13 protein-coding genes and 1 tRNA gene are annotated in these 16248 nt (G+C 59.1%); 9 read left to right on the top strand and 5 right to left on the bottom strand.

All coding sequences use genetic code 11. The features are described from left to right. Positions 1–9 precede the first annotated feature (9 nt). Positions 10–1047 carry a phosphoribosylformylglycinamidine cyclo-ligase gene (gene purM, locus WE862_RS11810; RefSeq protein WP_042033348.1) on the bottom strand — a complete coding sequence of 346 codons (1038 nt, stop codon included), beginning with the start codon at positions 1045–1047 and terminating at the stop codon, positions 10–12. Between the two features lie 175 nt (positions 1048–1222). Here purM and upp point away from each other — a divergent pair, with 175 nt between their 5' ends. The 3 genes from upp to hda all read left to right on the top strand — a co-directional run bounded on the left by upp (position 1223) and on the right by hda (position 3819). Then, entirely contained in the window at positions 1223–1849 is a 627-nt protein-coding gene (upp, locus tag WE862_RS11815) for a uracil phosphoribosyltransferase (RefSeq protein ID WP_033114376.1), read from the top strand. Positions 1850–1995: 146 nt separating this feature from the next. Further along, positions 1996–3015 carry a DUF2066 domain-containing protein gene (locus WE862_RS11820; RefSeq protein ID WP_041209869.1) on the top strand — a complete coding sequence of 340 codons (1020 nt, stop codon included), beginning with the start codon at positions 1996–1998 and terminating at the stop codon, positions 3013–3015. A gap of 102 nt (positions 3016–3117) precedes the next feature. After that, positions 3118–3819 carry a DnaA inactivator Hda gene (gene hda, locus WE862_RS11825; protein WP_033114378.1) on the top strand — a complete coding sequence of 234 codons (702 nt, stop codon included), beginning with the start codon at positions 3118–3120 and terminating at the stop codon, positions 3817–3819. Positions 3820–3937: 118 nt separating this feature from the next. On the opposite strand, the gene aceA is transcribed toward hda, so the two are convergent. The 4 genes from aceA to WE862_RS11845 form a co-directional block, all read right to left on the bottom strand. After that, complete coding sequence (gene aceA, locus WE862_RS11830) at positions 3938–5251, bottom strand: isocitrate lyase (RefSeq protein ID WP_042033350.1); 1314 nt, start codon at positions 5249–5251, stop codon at positions 3938–3940. A 73-nt stretch (positions 5252–5324) separates the two neighbouring features. Beyond that, on the bottom strand, positions 5325–6932 hold the full coding sequence (aceB, locus tag WE862_RS11835) for a malate synthase A (protein WP_042033353.1): 1608 nt from the start codon (positions 6930–6932) through the stop codon (positions 5325–5327). Positions 6933–7627: 695 nt separating this feature from the next. Beyond that, the gene (locus tag WE862_RS11840; protein WP_167335513.1) at positions 7628–7771 is read right to left on the bottom strand and encodes a hypothetical protein; all 144 of its coding nucleotides are present in this window, start codon (positions 7769–7771) and stop codon (positions 7628–7630) included. A gap of 259 nt (positions 7772–8030) precedes the next feature. Next, positions 8031–8107: transfer RNA gene (locus WE862_RS11845), tRNA-Pro, on the bottom strand. A gap of 310 nt (positions 8108–8417) precedes the next feature. On the opposite strand from WE862_RS11845, the gene tadA reads away from it, so the two are divergent. The 6 genes from tadA (at position 8418) to WE862_RS11875 (ending at position 16245) form a co-directional block, all read left to right on the top strand. Beyond that, complete coding sequence (tadA, locus tag WE862_RS11850; protein WP_232625594.1) at positions 8418–8900, top strand: tRNA adenosine(34) deaminase TadA; 483 nt, start codon at positions 8418–8420, stop codon at positions 8898–8900. Positions 8901–9104: 204 nt separating this feature from the next. After that, the gene (locus WE862_RS11855) at positions 9105–11342 is read left to right on the top strand and encodes an ABC transporter permease subunit (protein ID WP_042033356.1); all 2238 of its coding nucleotides are present in this window, start codon (positions 9105–9107) and stop codon (positions 11340–11342) included. 16 nt (positions 11343–11358) lie between these two features. Beyond that, entirely contained in the window at positions 11359–13008 is a 1650-nt protein-coding gene (pstA, locus tag WE862_RS11860; protein ID WP_042033357.1) for a phosphate ABC transporter permease PstA, read from the top strand. A 108-nt stretch (positions 13009–13116) separates the two neighbouring features. After that, positions 13117–13935: a phosphate ABC transporter ATP-binding protein PstB gene (gene pstB / locus WE862_RS11865; protein WP_033114382.1), complete on the top strand. Its 819-nt coding sequence runs from the start codon at positions 13117–13119 to the stop codon at positions 13933–13935. A gap of 84 nt (positions 13936–14019) precedes the next feature. Continuing rightward, positions 14020–14730, top strand: coding sequence for a phosphate signaling complex protein PhoU (gene phoU, locus WE862_RS11870; RefSeq protein WP_033114383.1), 711 nt, complete (start codon positions 14020–14022; stop codon positions 14728–14730). A 192-nt stretch (positions 14731–14922) separates the two neighbouring features. Next, positions 14923–16245, top strand: a complete 1323-nt coding sequence (locus WE862_RS11875) for a hemolysin family protein (RefSeq protein WP_041209873.1) — start codon at positions 14923–14925, stop codon at positions 16243–16245. The last annotated feature ends 3 nt before the right edge of the window (positions 16246–16248 follow it).

Here is a 16248-nt window from a genome sequence, read left to right on the forward strand (position 1 = left end):
TCCGGTCATTCATTGAATGACGACCTGCTCCTCGCCATCGGCGGCCTTGGCCACATGACCGATGTGCCATGCGTTCTCGCCCTCGGCTTTGAGCAGGGTCAGCGCCTTCTCCAGCTGATGGGCAGGCAGGGCGATGATCATGCCAACGCCGCAGTTGAAGGTGCGATACATCTCGTGGCGGGTGACGTTGCCAGCCTGTTGCAGCCAGCTGAACACTGCCGGCCACTGCCAGCTTTGCTCGTCGATCACCGCCTGGGTGTTGGCGGGCAGCACGCGCGGGATGTTCTCCCAGAAGCCGCCACCGGTGATGTGGGAGAGAGCGTGGATCTCGCACTCTTTGATGAGCTTGAGCACAGGTTTCACATAGATACGGGTCGGCTCCAGCAGGGCGTTGGCCAGGGTGGTGTCACCCAGCGGCTGATGCACGTCGGCTTTGGAGACTTCCAGAATCTTGCGAATAAGGGAGAAACCGTTGGAGTGGGGGCCACTGGCGGCCAGGGCGATCAAGGCATCACCTTCAGCAACCTTGCTGCCGTCGATGATCTCGCTCTTCTCCACCACACCGACGCAGAAACCGGCGATGTCGTAGTCTTCCCCTTCATACATGCCCGGCATCTCGGCGGTTTCGCCGCCCACCAGAGCACAGCCTGACTGCTCGCAACCGGCACCGATCCCGGTGACCACGGCTGCTGCTGTGTCCACGTCCAGCTTGCCGGTTGCATAGTAGTCGAGGAAGAACAGCGGCTCGGCGCCCTGTACGATCAGGTCATTGACGCACATGGCCACCAGATCGATACCCACTGTGTCATGTTTTTTCAGATCGATGGCGAGGCGCAGCTTGGTGCCCACACCGTCGGTGCCGGAGACCAGCACCGGCTCCTTGTAGCCCGCAGGGATTTGACACAAGGCCCCAAAGCCGCCAAGACCACCAAGGACTTCAGGACGACGAGTGCGCTTTGACACGCCCTTGATACGTTCAACCAGTGCATTGCCGGCATCGATATCCACGCCAGCATCCTTGTAGCTCAGTGAGGTTTTGTCAGTCACGAGTAGTCCCCGTCATGTGAGAAGTGGAGGGTAAAATTCGGGGCGTATTCTAACAGTGGCGGCGAAAAACCAGAAAGGAAATCGTTTGCGCGTTTTTGCGCAAAACTGCTCTACAAGCGGCGGCTTTTGTTGTATGATTCCGCGATTTTTTTGCGGCAGGTTAGAGGAGATAATAATGAAAGTCGTTGAAGTCAAACACCCCCTGGTCAAACACAAGATCGGTCTGATGCGTGAAGGCGATATCAGCACCAAGCGTTTCCGTGAACTGGCCAAAGAAGTGGGCAGTTTGTTGACCTATGAAGCTACCTCTGACTTCGAAACCGAGAAGGTTATCATCGATGGCTGGAATGGGCCAGTAGAAGTTGACCAGATCAAGGGCAAGAAGGTAACCGTCGTACCGATCCTGCGTGCCGGCCTTGGCATGATGGATGGTGTGCTGGAGCACATGCCGAGTGCCCGTGTCAGCGTGGTCGGTATCTACCGCGATGAAGAGACCCTGCAGCCGGTTCCCTACTTCGAGAAGATCGTCAGCAACATCGAAGAGCGTCTGGCGCTGGTCATCGACCCCATGCTGGCCACCGGTGGCTCCATGATCGCCACTATCGATCTGCTGAAAAAGAAAGGCTGCCAGTCCATCAAGGTGCTGGTACTGGTTGCCGCACCGGAAGGCATCAAGGCGCTGGAAGCCGCTCACCCGGATGTTGAGCTGTTCTGTGCCTCCATCGATCAGGGCCTGAACGAGAAAGGCTATATCGTGCCGGGTCTGGGCGATGCCGGCGACAAGATCTTCGGTACCAAGTAAGTTGCTGTGATACGCCGCCTCTGCCGAGGTGGCTGACGGAGCCGGCGTCCTGCCGGCTTCGCTGTTTATGGCCTTTGTCCCAGCCTTGCCGCAGGACGCGCCTTGCCGCTACCATAAGCACCATCTCCCATTTCGAGACTCTGTTCATGTTCAAACGTGTTGTGACCGCCCTCTGCTGCGGCTTGTCATTCATTGCCTCGGCCGCTCAGGTGACCGACCTCTATCAGGGCAAGGCCCCGACCACCGGCGACATGGTGGCTGCTCAGGGTCAGGCGCTGGGCGAGGTGTTGATCAAGGTGACCGGCAAGCGGGACATTCTGACCCAGCCTGCCGTGGTCAAGGCGCTGGCTGCGCCGGGCGACTATGTAAAGAGCTATGGCTATCAGGATGTGGATTCGGTCAAGTATCTGAAGGCCGAGTTCAAGAGCGACAAGGTCAACAGCCTGGTCTCCGAGAGCAAATTCGCCCTGCTTGGCCCGGCTCGTCCCCAGATGGCCCTCTGGCTGGTGGTGGATCAGGGTGAGCGCCATCTGCTGGCAGACCAGTCTACCGATGGCTGGGCACAGGCACTGCGCGAACAGACCCTGGCGCTGGGGCTGCCGGTCAGCATTCCCCTGATGGATCTCGACGACAACATGGCGGTCAGTGCCACCGACGTCTGGGGCCGTTTTGCCGATCCCATCCTCAAGGCGAGCCAGCGCTATGGCGCCGAGATGGTGGTGCTGGGCAAGCTGACCCCAGAAGGGGACAAGTGGAGCATCGACTGGGGACTTTACGGGCCCAAGGCCGCTGGTGAAGTGGCCGAACTGACCCGAGGCAACACCACGGGTACCCAGGCCGAAGTGGCGCAAGGGCTTGCCGATACCCTGGCGACCTGGCTGGTGAAAAACTACGGCGCCCGCATCTCGGGGCCGGCAACCAGTCAGACCCTGGTGGTGGATGGCCTATCCGATGTGGACAGCATGATCTCCGTGCAGAAGATGCTGCAGGGGATGGCCAACGTCAGCAAGGTGGAGATCGGCAAGCTGGAAGGCAATCAGGTCACCTTCAACTTCACCCTGCAGGGGGATCAGAGCGAGTTGGTACGCGCCCTGCAGCTGGAGAGCCGCTTGCACAAGGTTGACGATAATGGCAGCAATCTGCGTTACCAATGGTCGCAGCCCTGATTTCACAAGGCTTTTGTCTACCGCCCGGCTTGTCCGGGCGGTTCTCTATCTGCCATTGCGATGGTACACTTAGCCACAAATGTCACAGTCAAAGCCCAACGAGTGAAGCAACCGGCCCAACTGTCCCTAGCCGTACAACTACCGGATGATGAAACCTTCGTCAGTTTTTATCCCGGCACCAATGCTCATCTGATCACCGCCCTCAAGAATGCGGCCATCGGTCAGGGGTCGCCTTTCCTCTATTTCTGGGGAGCCAAGGGCTCCGGGCGCTCCCACCTGCTCCATGCCACCTGTGCCGAGGTCAATGCCCGCGATGCAGCGGCGGCCTATCTCTCCCTCGATCAGTTTGAACAGCTCGATCCCAGCATGCTTGATGCCCTCGAAAGTCTGCCGCTGGTCTGCCTCGACAGCATTGAGGCCATCGCCGGCAATGCCGTTTGGGAGCGGGCGCTGTTTGATTTTTACAATCGCTGGCAGGAGAAAGGGGAAGGGACGCTGATCGTCACCGGTTGCAGCGCGCCGCGCAAGCTGGGGCTGCAGCTGCCGGATCTCGCCTCGCGCCTTGACTGGGGGGTGAGTTTCCATCTCGAAGAGCTGGATGATGAAGGCAAGCTCAGTGCCCTGCAGCTGCGTGCCGAGCTGCGGGGCTTCAAACTGCCCATCGATGTGGGCCGCTTCCTGCTCAACCGCCTCTCGCGCGATATGCGCACTCTGCTTACCACTCTCAATCAGCTCGACAACGCCTCATTTCGCGCCAAGCGCAAGCTCACCATCCCCTTTGTCAAAGAGATTCTCGAGCTCTGATCCTCTCAGCGGTGTGCGGTTGTGCACCTGACTTTCGTTTGAGTGGCAGATAAAAAGAAACCCCGGCTTCAGGCCGGGGTTTTGCTATATCAAGGGGTATCTCAAGGGACTCGGCCTATCAGTGGAACTGATCTTCTTCGGTCGAGCCGGTCAGCGCAGTCACCGAGGATTGGCCACCCTGAATGACGGTGGTGACCTTGTCGAAGTAACCGGTACCGACCTCCTGCTGGTGGGCCACGAAGGTGTAGCCACGGCTGGCTGCGGCAAATTCCGGCTCCTGCACCATCTCGACGTAGTGCTTCATCCCTTCGCCACGGGCGTACTGGTAGGCCAGCTCGTACATGTGGAACCACATGTTGTGGATACCCGCGAGGGTGATGAACTGGTACTTGTAGCCCATGTCGGAGAGCTCCTGCTGGAAGCGGGCGATGGTGGCATCGTCCAGATTTTTTTTCCAGTTGAAGCTCGGCGAGCAGTTGTAGGCCAGGATACGATCCGGGAACTTGGCCTTGATCGCTTCGGCAAATTTACGTGCTTCGTCCAGATCCGGCTTGGCGGTTTCGCACCACACCATGTCGGCGTAGGGGGCGTAAGCCAGACCGCGAGCGATGGCCTGATCGATACCGGCACGTACCTTGTAGAACCCTTCGGCAGTGCGCTCGCCAGTCAGGAAGTCTGCATCGTACGGGTCAGCGTCGGTGGTCAACAGGTCAGCGGCGTTGGCGTCGGTACGGGCTATCACCAGCGTGGTGGTGCCGCACACATCGGCTGCCAGACGGGCGGCAACCAGCTTCTGCACCGCTTCCTGAGTCGGTACCAGTACCTTGCCACCCATGTGGCCGCACTTCTTGACTGATGCCAGCTGATCTTCAAAGTGCACGCCGGCGGCACCTGCTTCAATCATCCCCTTCATCAGTTCGAAGGCGTTCAGCACGCCGCCGAAACCGGCTTCCGCATCCGCCACGATGGGCAGGAAGTAGTCGATAAAGCCATCATCCTGCGGCCCAACCTTGTTGGCCCACTGGATCTGGTCGGCACGGGCGAAAGAGTTGTTGATGCGCTCCACCACGGACGGCACCGAGTTGGCCGGGTAGAGGGACTGATCCGGATACATGGTGGAGGACAAGTTGTTGTCCGCCGCCACCTGCCAGCCGGAGAGGTAGATCGCCTCGATCCCCGCCTTGGCCTGCTGCACCGCCTGACCACCGGTCAGGGCGCCGAGGCAGTTGACGTAGCCCTTTTTGGCGTCGCCGTGGATCAGACCCCACAGCTTGTCGGCACCGCGCTGGGCCAGAGTGTGCACCGGCTGCAAGCTGCCGCGCAGGTTTACCACATCTTCGGCGCTGTAGCCGCGCTTGATCCCTTTCCAGCGGGGGTTTTCCGCCCAGTCTTTCTCGATAGCCTGGATCTGTTGCTCACGGGTCAGTGCCATATCAGTTCCCTCTTTCATTGATTTCACGTTTCCATTGACTTGTTATTGGCGAGCCCCGCCCGGGGCCCGGAGTTCAGAGCCGCTCGTAACCGGGCAGCGTCAGAAAATCGATCAGGGTATCGGCGCAGGTGATCTCTTCCATCAGCGCGCTTGCCTCGGCAAAGCCACCCGCCTGCCAGCGCTCGGCACCCACTTCGGCTTTGACTACCTCCTGCTCTTCGGCCAGCATCTGGCGGAACAGCTCCTTGGTCACCACCTTGCCGTTGGCGAGGCTCTTGCCGTGGCGGATCCACTGCCAGATGGAGGTGCGGGAGATCTCGGCGGTGGCGGCATCTTCCATCAGGCCGTAGATGGGCACGCAGCCGTTGCCGTTGATCCAGGCTTCCAGATATTGCAGGGCGACCCGGATATTGGTGCGCATCCCGGCCTCGGTGCGCTCGCCCTCACAGGGGGCCAGCAGGTCGGCGGCGGTGATGGGGGCATCTTGCTCGCGCAGTACGCCGATCTGGTTCTTGGCGCCAGCCGCAATGGTGGCGTTGAATACCGCCATGGCGGTATCGGCGAGGCCAGGGTGGGCCACCCAGGTGCCATCGTGGCCGTTATTGGCTTCGCGCTCCTTGTCCGCTTTGACCTTGGCGAAGACCTGCTCGTTGACGGCCGCGTCCTTGGCCGGAATAAAGGCGGCCATGCCACCCATCGCCAGCGCACCGCGCTTGTGACAGGTCTTGATCAGCAGCCGCGAGTAGGCGGAGAGGAACGGCTTGTCCATGGTCACCACCTGACGGTCCGGCAGGACGCGATCCGGATGGTTCTTCAAGGTCTTGATGTAGCTGAAGATGTAGTCCCAGCGGCCGCAGTTCAGCGCAACGATGTGATCCTTCATCTGATAGAGCAGTTCATCCATCTCGAACACGGCTGGCAGGGTTTCAATCAGCACGGTGGCCTTGATGGTGCCGCGGGGCAGACCGAACTTGTCCTCGGTCCAGGCAAATACCTCGCTCCACCAGCGCCCTTCCAGATGGCTCTGCAGCTTGGGTACGTAGAAGTAGGGGCCGGAGCCTTTGGCCAGCAGCGCCTGATAGTTGTGCAGAAAGTAGAGGGCAAAATCGAACAGACCGCCGGGGATCGGCTCGCCATCGAAAGTGACATGTTTTTCCGGCAGGTGCAGACCACGCACCCGGCAGATGAGCACCGCCGGATTGGGGTTCAGGGTATAGGCCTTTCCTTCCGGACTGGTGTAGGAGACGGTACCGTTGACTGCATCGCGCAGGTTGATTTGACCCTCGATCACTTTATTCCAGGCGGGTGCCAGTGAGTCCTCGAAGTCAGCCATGAATACCTTGACGTTGGCGTTGAGGGCGTTGATCACCATCTTGCGCTCGACCGGGCCGGTGATCTCCACACGGCGGTCTTGCAGGTCGGCGGGAATGCCGCGAATGGTCCAGTCACCTTCACGGATGTGGGCGGTTTCCGGCAGGAAGTCCGGCAGCTCGCCACCATCGATACGGGCCTGACGTGCCACACGTTGTTTCAGCAATTCCCCTCTTTGGGGAGCAAAACGTTCTACCAGTTCGGAGACCAGCGCCACCGCGTCCGGCGTCAGAATTTGCGCGTATTCGGGCAGCATCTCGCCCTGGATGCGAAGGCGGGCGCTACAGTGGGTCTGAGCCGGTGCCGACATAAGGTTCACTCCTTTGAGAATTACATTTTGAACTTACTAACTACGACTAAAGTCGAATCCCTGTTCCTGAAACGTTCCCGCAACAACGGGGTAACACGATTGATAAGGTGCGAAATATTGTCGATTACGTCAACAGTTTTTTTAAAACGCCTGTTTGGGGTCGATGTTTAAGTTGATGTTTTTAATTGAGTTATTGGATTGGTATAAAAGCTCTACACAGATGGTTATGCTCCTGGTTTTTCTGTCCGGGCGATGGCTCGTCCGGTCACCCTTCTTGTCATGCGATTCGTAAGTTATTACGTAATAAAATTACAAATGCAAAAACAAATCCCGACCTTACTCCAGGCTTTTTAAAAACAGCTGTATGAAGTGCGTTTAAATATTTCAATCAATAGGCTGATGGCGTTGATGCTGGATAGTGAACGTTCGTTTAAAACCGTCAGGCTTTCGCAGGGCTCTGTTGGCGCTGACGGCTTGCCGCATTGAAAGTGGAGCGCAATAACGTAGGTTTGTATCAGCTGATGGGGATCAACCGGGCGGGGAGTGGTGGTTAAACAGCAGTCAATTAAACTGTGTAATCATGTTTTGGTAGTGGTTTGTCGTTTTTTTAAGGCGGTACGTCTCAAGAGGCATAAGACGGGGAAAAGCAGGGAAAAAAGCAGGTAAAGAGAGGGAGAAATCGCCCGCAGGCGGGCTCAGTAGTCATCGTCAGGTTCGGCCAGATCGATGACATCCAGCTGGATGACCAACTCTTCCTCTTCACCCTGCGGGGTGCAGGAGTTGTCGTGAGGAACAGGGTAGAGCGGAATGAGCGGGGTGAAATCGGTGGTCTGGTTCATGCTTGCTCCCGTATTGAATGCAAGCCGGCCAGTGATCCCTTCACTTGTGCCTCCACCTCCCTGTCTTGATACCGGCGGAAAGTTGCGCATATTAATGAGCGCATCAAAAAGATTCAAGCGATTCTGTACGTTTTTTGTTCCTGACGGTGATGGTGCGGGTTGAACCGGGCAAAAGGCTGGGAAAGGGAAGGCTGGTCAGAGCAAAAACGGGAGCAAAAAAATAGCCCAGTCGTTTGACTGGGCTATTTTCGGGGAATGATGGTCGGCGTGAGAGGATTTGAACCTCCGACCCCTGACACCCCATGACAGTGCGCTACCTGGCTGCGCTACACGCCGACAAGGTCAGTCTGAGCTGACGGGGAGGAAGTCTAATGATCTGCACTCATGGGTGCAACTCCTTTTTTATCATAGAGATGCCGACTGCTTCTTTATTGCGCAGCCAAGATGCGGCTTGGGCGGAGGAGGGAGTTTTGGCATAATCGCCGCCCCGCAGCAGCCACTATTCATGCAAGATATTCATGATGTCGGCTGAAAGGTGTGGAAGTATGGAATACCAATGCAGAGATTGAACAGACAGAGAGGCATGGCCGTGAAACCAGCAGAGGGGGCCGATGCGCCGGAACAGGCCGCAACGGATGAGAAGTGGATGCGCCACGCCATGGCACTGGCGGGACGCGCCGAGGGGATCGGCGAGATCCCGGTTGGGGCCGTGCTGGTGCTGGGTGACGAGATCGTGGGGGAGGGGTGGAACCGCTCCATCAGCGAGCACGATGCCTGTGCCCATGCCGAAGTGATGGCGATCCGCGCGGCAGGTAGCCGGCTGGAGAACTACCGCCTGCTCGACACCACCCTCTATGTGACGCTGGAGCCCTGCTGCATGTGTGCCGGTGCCCTCATCCATAGCCGGGTCAAGCGGGTGGTCTTTGGCGCCCCGGATCTCAAGACGGGGGCGGCGGGGTCGGTGTTCGAGATCTTGCAGGACCCGCGTCACAACCACAGGGTCGAGCTGACCGCAGGCGTGCTGGCCGAGGCCTGCTCGACCCAGCTCTCCGATTTCTTCAAGCGGCGCCGCGCCGAGAAAAAGGCGGCCAAACTGGCGCTGCAACAATCGGGTGAGGCTTCCGCCTGAGCCGGTCAGCGGCGGGATGTACTAACCCGCCGCTCGCCATTTTTATAACCACTTTAAAAACAATCAGTTATTAAGCCTTCACTTCCTCTCTCCCCTGGTATTCCGTCCCCTGTATATCCTGCTTATTTAAGGTGGCGGGTGTAACAAAACTGTCATGCAACCGCCATATAATGCCGCCAAGCCTAGCTTACATTGAGGTTTTGCATGTCATCGGAATCGTTACACCTGGGTATGGCGGGGAGTCGAAAACGCCGCATCAAGGACAAATTGGCCAAGTACGGCGTCACCACGGGTGGGGCGCTGGTGCTGGTGGCGTTACTGCTTATCTTCTTTTACCTGCTCTATGTGGTGAAGCCCATCTTCAATGGCGCCACGATGGAGCCGACCGCCTCGTTTACCCTGCCGACAAGCGGCAAGACCGCCTGGCTCGGGGTGGAGGAGCAGAACGAGATCGGTTATCGCTTCAGCGACAACGGACAGGTCAACTTCTTCGCCGTGCAGGGCGATGGCAAGATCAAGGTCGGTCAATCCCTCGGTCAGGCTGAGGTGGCCGGTGACATCACTGCCGTGGCGCCGCCCGCGCCGGGTCAGAAGCTGATTGCCTACGGTTTTGCCGACGGCAAGGCACAGGTGGTGCAGCCCTCCTTCAAGGTTTCCTATCCCAACGATGTGCGCGTCATTGAGCCCAGCCTCCAGTACCCCTTCGGCGAAGAGCCGGTGGTAGTGGATCCCGAGGGCAAGGCGCTCAAGACCATGGTGTTTGAAGCCACCAAGGACAAGATGGCCGCTGCCGCCGTGACCGAAGATGGTCGTGGCGTGATGACGGTGATGAGCGGTGAGGAGAACTTCCTCTCCGGCGAGATTGAGTGGAGTGCCCAGAACTACACCATTCCCTCCCTGCCGCGCCATGTGGATCAGATGCTGCTCACCCCCAACCTGCGCATCCTGTTCGTGCGCGAGGGCAACCGCCTCTCTGTCTACGACATCCAGAACCTGAGCGATATCTCGGTGCGCAACGTGCTGGAGATCAACGCCCCGAATGCCAACGTGACCCGGGTCGAGCTGCTCTCCGGCGCCTCTTCCCTGCTGGTGGGCAATGACAATGGCGTCATCTCCCAGTGGTTTGAAGTGGCAAAGGATGGCAAACGCCAGTTCACCCAGATCCGTGACTTCAAGGGTGATGGCGCCGTGGCGCAGCTGACCCCGGAGCACTTTCGCAAGGGCTTTATCAGCGCCGACAAGGATGGCACCGTCAGTTTCTTCCACGCCACCGGCGAGACCAAGTTGCTGAGCGAGCATGTCGATGGCGGCGCCTTCTCTGCGCTGGCCATTTCGCCGCGCCACAACCTGCTGCTGACCCAGCAGGGCGATGCCTTCAAGCTGTTTGCGGTGGAGAACGAGCACCCCGAGGTGACCTGGTCTGCCCTGTGGCAACAGGTGTGGTACGAAGGCTATCCCGAGCCCCAGTATGTGTGGCAATCCACCTCCGCCAGCAACGACTTTGAAGCCAAGCTGAGCCTGGTGCCGCTGGTATTCGGTACCCTGAAAGCCTCCTTCTATGCCATGGTGTTTGCGGTGCCGCTCGGTGTTGCGGGCGCCATCTACACCGCCTACTTCATGTCGGCGGGGCTGCGCAAATATGTCAAACCGACCGTCGAGATCATGGCGGCCCTGCCGACCGTTATCCTCGGCTTCCTGGCGGGTCTCTGGCTGGCGCCCATCATCGAGGGCTCTCTGCCTGGCGTGGTGCTGCTGCTTATTTTGCTGCCGGCGGGAATGCTGCTGACCGCGCTGGTGTGGAACTATTTGCCGGAGCGCAGCCGTACCTGGCTGCCGGAGGGGTGGCACGCCATCCTGCTGATCCCGGTGCTGCTCTTCATCGGTTGGGGGGCGTTCGCGCTGAGCCCGCTCATCGAGAATGCCTTTATGCACGGTGATTCGCGCATCTGGCTGACCCACGACATGGGCATCAAGTTCGACCAGCGCAACTCGCTGGTAGTTGGCATCGCCATGGGCTTTGCAGTCATTCCGACCATCTTCTCCATCGCTGAAGATGCGGTCTTCTCTGTGCCCAAGCACCTGACCCAGGGCTCGCTGGCCCTCGGTGCCACCCCGTGGCAGACCCTGAGTCGGGTGGTGATCCTCACCGCCAGCCCGGGCATCTTCTCGGCGGTGATGATGGGCCTTGGCCGCGCCGTGGGTGAGACCATGATCGTACTGATGGCCACCGGTAACACCCCCATCATGGACTTCTCCATGTTCCAGGGGCTGCGTACCCTCGCCGCCAACATTGCGGTAGAGATGCCGGAGTCGGAAGTGGGCAGCTCCCACTACCGGGTGCTGTTCCTCGCAGCCTTCGTCCTGTTCGTGTTCACCTTCTTGTTCAACACCCTGGCCGAGTTCATCCGTCAGCGGTTGCGTGAAAAATACAGCTCTCTGTAAGGACCAAGGAATGACAATGGGTAAGTGGTTTAAATCAGGGGCCCCGTGGATCTGGATGACCGGCGGCGCCGTCAGCCTGAGTCTGGTCGCGGTACTGGGGCTGTTGCTGCTCATCGGCTGGCGTGGTCTGGTCTACTTCTGGCCTCACCCTATCTATGAGTGGCAGCTGGAAGATGCGAGTGGCAACAAGAGCGTGCTGATCGGCGAGATCAACGATCGCGAGCTGGTGCCGGTGGAGCGCCTGCGCGCCGCAGGCCTGCCGCTCAAGGGGGAGGAGCGTGAGCTGCTGACCCGCTATCTGGTCAAGACCGGCAACCGCGAGTTTGTCGATCTGGACTTCCGCTGGGTGCTGGAGACCGACATCAAATCCCAGAGTCAGCCGGTCGAGCTCGCCATGATTGAGCGCGCCACCAACGGCAACTTCTACGGCTACATCAGCTCGGTCAAAGAGGATGGGCGCGAGATCACCACGGATCTGCACGCCGCTCTGCAGCGGGTGCTGGCGCGGGCCAATGGCCTCTCCGAACAGGCCAACGACCTGCAAAAAGGGGACATCGGCAGCATCAACTATCAGCTGGAGCGGCTGCGCCTCAAAGAGCGCAAGGCCGAGCTTGAGAATAACCTGACCGATCAGCTCAAAGCCCAGCTGGCGAGCGAGCGTCAGGCCCTCAACGATCGCTATCAGGTGCTGGAGAAGGAGCTCTTCTCCCTGCGCAGTCAGGCTGACCGAGACAGCATCACCGTCAAGGATATGCGTGGCGAGCAGGTAACCATGCCGATGTCCAAGGTACTGGATGTGGTGTGGCCCAACGACATGAGCCTGCTGGCCAAGGTAGGTTACTGGTTCCACCAGATCGGCAAGTTTGTCTCCGACGATCCCCGTGAAGCTAACACCGAGGGCGGGGTGTTCCCGGCCATCTTCGGCACCGTCTTCATGGTGTTCCTGATGGCGATCATCGTGACCCCGCTCGGCGTGATTGCGGCGGTCTACCTGCACGAGTATGCGGGCAAGAACAGCCTGACCAAGCTTATCCGCATCGCGGTGATCAACCTGGCGGGCGTGCCCTCCATCGTTTACGGCGTGTTCGGTCTGGGCTTCTTCGTCTATACCCTGGGGGGCAGCATCGACCGCCTCTTCTATCCGGAAGCGCTGCCGAGCCCGACCTTTGGCTCACCCGGCGTGATCTGGTCGGCGCTGACCCTGGCCATCCTGACCCTGCCGGTGGTGATCGTCTCCACCGAAGAGGGGCTGGCGCGGATCCCGAGCACCATTCGCCAGGGCTCGCTGGCACTGGGGGCCACCCAGGCCGAGACCCTGTGGCGCATCGTGCTGCCGATGGCGAGCCCGGCCATCATGACCGGTCTCATTCTGGCGATTGCCCGTGCGGCCGGTGAAGTGGCGCCGCTGATGCTGGTGGGGGTGGTGAAACTGGCTCCGACCCTGCCGATGGATGGCAACTTCCCGTACCTGCATGTGGAGCGCAAGTTCATGCACCTGGGCTTCCACATCTATGACGTCGGCTTCCAGAGCCCCAACGTGGAGGCGGCGCGTCCTCTGGTCTACGCCACCTCCTTCCTGCTGGTGACGGTGATCGTCGGCCTAAACCTGACGGCTATCGGTATTCGCAACCACCTGCGCGAGAAATTCCGGTCGCTGGAACATTAATAGGCCAGCCACCACAGAGACGGGCAGGGGACAGGCCCCTGCCAGCCAAGCGTTCCGGCCGCGGGCGATGAGATTGCCCGCCGCCACCGACAGATTTTGAGGTAACAGATGATCAACGTAACGACCGCCGCGACCCAGCATACCGCGACCGACCTGCTCAACCTGAGCCCGGAGCAGACCGCGCTGGAGGTGAAGGATCTCAACCTGTACTACGGCAGCAAACAGGCGCTGTTCAACGTCAACATGAAGATCCCCAAAGGTCAGGTAACCGCCTTTATCGGCCCTTCCGGCTGTGGTAAATCGACCCTGCTGCGCTGCATCAACCGGATGAACGATCTGGTGGAAATTTGCCGCATCGACGGCGAGATCCAGCTGCACGGTCAAAACATCTATGACAAGAGCGTCGACGTCTCCGCCCTGCGCCGTCGGGTGGGCATGGTGTTCCAGCGCCCCAACCCCTTCCCCAAGTCCATCTACGAGAACGTGGTCTATGGCCTGCGTCTGCAGGGGATCAACGATCGCCGCACTCTGGACGATGCTGCCGAGCGCTCCCTGCGCGGCGCGGCCCTGTGGGATGAGGTGAAGGATCGTCTGCACGATAATGCCTTCGGTCTTTCAGGTGGTCAGCAGCAGCGTCTGGTGATTGCCCGCGCCATCGCCATCGAGCCGGAAGTGCTGCTGCTCGATGAACCGACCTCGGCGCTCGACCCGATTTCAACCCTCACCATCGAGGAGTTGATCAACGAGCTCAAGAGCCAGTTCACCGTGGTGATCGTGACCCACAACATGCAGCAGGCGGCGCGGGTCTCGGATCAGACTGCCTTCATGTACATGGGCGAGCTGATCGAGTACTCGGATACCAACACTATCTTCACCACCCCGGCCAAGAAGAAGACCGAAGACTACATCACCGGTCGCTACGGTTAAGGAGCGGAGAGGATGAACCACCACAAACAGATTGGCAGTCAATTCAACGGCTAAGGCATAATCGGAGTATCAAGGACTATTTGTATGGACAATATGAACCTCAATAAACATATCTCCGGTCAGTTCAATGCCGAGCTCGAGAGTGTGCGCAACCAGGTGCTGGTGATGGGTGGCATGGTGGAGCAGCAGCTGACCGACGCCATCGCGGCGATCCACGATCAGGATCTGGAAGCGGCGCGCAAGATTGTGGCCAATGACCACAAGGTCAACGCCATGGAAGTGGCGATTGACGAGGAGTGCACCCGCATCATCGCCAAGCGTCAGCCGACCGCCTCCGACCTGCGACTGGTGATGGCCATCATCAAGACCATCACAGATCTGGAGCGCATCGGCGATGTGGCGGACAAGATCGCCCGCATGCTGACCGACAACGCCAACAAGCCGCAGCCGCCGCTGGTGTCGCTGGAGAACATGGGCCGCCGTACCATCAAGATGCTGCACGACGTGCTCGACGCCTTTGCCCGGATGGATCTGGATGCAGCGCTGGCGGTCTACAAGGAAGATGACAAGGTGGATCGGGAGTACGAGTCCATCATCCGCGAGCTGATGACCTACATGATGGAAGATCCCCGCACCATACCGCAGGTGCTCAACGTGCTGTGGGCGGCGCGGGCCATCGAGCGGGTCGGTGATCGCTGCCAGCACATCTGCGAGTACATCGTCTACTACGTCAAGGGTAAGGACGTGCGCCACACCAAGGCGGACGATCTGGGCACCCTGCTGGGCAAGGGCTAAGCGGAAAGTGAATAAAAAGGCGCGTCAGGCGCCTTTTTTGTTGCATAACTGGTCGGAGTAAGATAAAGCCCCCAACTGGCTGTTTTCTGATAGAATACTCCCCCTGTGTGAGTCCCGGATGGACTCACGGTCCGGTCTCCCGGGCCCAGTTTGCCGTCTTGTGCTAAGGCGGGCGTAGCAATTAGGTTAATCATGAGTTTTGCCGATAGTTTGTTCTTTCTGATGCTGCTGGTTGGCGGCAGTGTGTTCTTCTCCCTCTCCGAGATCTCCCTCGCGGCCTCCCGCAAAATCAAATTGCAGGTGATGGCTGACGAAGGCAATCGTCAGGCCGAAAAGGTGCTGGCACTGCAAGCCCAGCCGGGCAATTTCTTTACCGTGGTGCAGATTGGCCTCAATACTGTTGCCATTCTGGGTGGTATCCTAGGTGAGTCTGCCCTCAACCCCGCCATCAAGGGGATCGTCTCCGAGTTCTATCAGGGCCCCTGGCTTGGCGAGATCAGCTCCGGTGCGTCCTTCGTGTTCGTCACCGGTATGTTTATCCTCATCGCCGACCTGATGCCCAAGCGCCTGGCCATGATCATGCCCGAGCAGATCGCCGTGGTGGTGGTGCGTCCCATGCTCTTCTTTGTCACCGTGCTGATGCCGCTGGTGTGGATCTTCAACGGACTGGCCAATGCCCTGTTCCGTCTGATGCGGGTCTCCACCGTGCGCAACGACGAGATCACCTCCGACGATATCTATGCAGTGATGGATGCCGGTGCCGAAGCGGGTGTTATCCAGCGCGAGGAGCATCAGCTCATCGAGAACGTGTTCGAGCTGCAGTCCCTTGGCGTGACCTCCGCCATGACCGCGCGCGAGAGCCTCATCTACTTCACCCTGCAAGAGGATGAAGAGAGCATCAAGGCCAAGATCGCCGAGCACCCGCACAACAAGTTTCTGGTCTGTGACCACAACCTCGACAGCATCAAGGGCTTTGTCGATGCCAAAGAGCTGCTGATCCGCGTCATCGGTGGCCAGAGCATCGATCTCAATAGCGGCTCGCTGGTGCAGAACGTCATCATCATTCCCGATACCCTCAACCTCTACGAGGCGATGGAGTACTTCAAGAACCACAGAGGCGACTTTGCCGTGGTGATGAACGAGTACGCGCTGGTGGTGGGTATCGTCACCATGAACGACCTGATGAGTACCGTCATGGGCGAGTGGGCTACCCACGTGGTGGAAGAGCAGATTGTGCAGCGGGACGAGAGCTCCTGGCTGGTGGACGGGGTTACCCCCATCTCCGACGTGATGCGAGCCTTCGATATCGAAGAGTTCCCTGACGATCAGAACTACGAGACCATCGCCGGCTTTATCATGTACATGCTGCGCAAGATCCCCAAACGGACCGATTCGGTCAAATATGCGGGTTACAAGTTCGAAGTGGTGGATATCGACAGCTACAAGATCGATCAGCTGCTGGTCACCCGGATTGAACCCGCCGTCGTTACCGACAAGCTTGCTCAGGATGCGTAAAAG

The sequence above is a fragment of the Aeromonas jandaei genome, assembly GCF_037890695.1.
GTDB lineage: Bacteria > Pseudomonadota > Gammaproteobacteria > Enterobacterales > Aeromonadaceae > Aeromonas > Aeromonas jandaei.

What these genes read in the sequence shown, in the direction of transcription:
- WE862_RS11875 (WP_041209873.1), top strand. Translation starts at nt 14,923, where the DNA reads ATGAGTTTTGCCGATAGTTTGTTCTTTCTGATGCTGCTGGTTGGCGGC.
- WE862_RS11820 (WP_041209869.1), top strand. Translation starts at nt 1,996, where the DNA reads ATGTTCAAACGTGTTGTGACCGCCCTCTGCTGCGGCTTGTCATTCATT.
- WE862_RS11855 (WP_042033356.1), top strand. Translation starts at nt 9,105, where the DNA reads ATGTCATCGGAATCGTTACACCTGGGTATGGCGGGGAGTCGAAAACGC.
- aceB (WP_042033353.1), bottom strand. Translation starts at nt 6,932, where the DNA reads ATGTCGGCACCGGCTCAGACCCACTGTAGCGCCCGCCTTCGCATCCAG.
- upp (WP_033114376.1), top strand. Translation starts at nt 1,223, where the DNA reads ATGAAAGTCGTTGAAGTCAAACACCCCCTGGTCAAACACAAGATCGGT.
- aceA (WP_042033350.1), bottom strand. Translation starts at nt 5,251, where the DNA reads ATGGCACTGACCCGTGAGCAACAGATCCAGGCTATCGAGAAAGACTGG.
- WE862_RS11840 (WP_167335513.1), bottom strand. Translation starts at nt 7,771, where the DNA reads ATGAACCAGACCACCGATTTCACCCCGCTCATTCCGCTCTACCCTGTT.
- pstB (WP_033114382.1), top strand. Translation starts at nt 13,117, where the DNA reads ATGATCAACGTAACGACCGCCGCGACCCAGCATACCGCGACCGACCTG.
- pstA (WP_042033357.1), top strand. Translation starts at nt 11,359, where the DNA reads ATGGGTAAGTGGTTTAAATCAGGGGCCCCGTGGATCTGGATGACCGGC.
- phoU (WP_033114383.1), top strand. Translation starts at nt 14,020, where the DNA reads ATGGACAATATGAACCTCAATAAACATATCTCCGGTCAGTTCAATGCC.
- tadA (WP_232625594.1), top strand. Translation starts at nt 8,418, where the DNA reads ATGCGCCACGCCATGGCACTGGCGGGACGCGCCGAGGGGATCGGCGAG.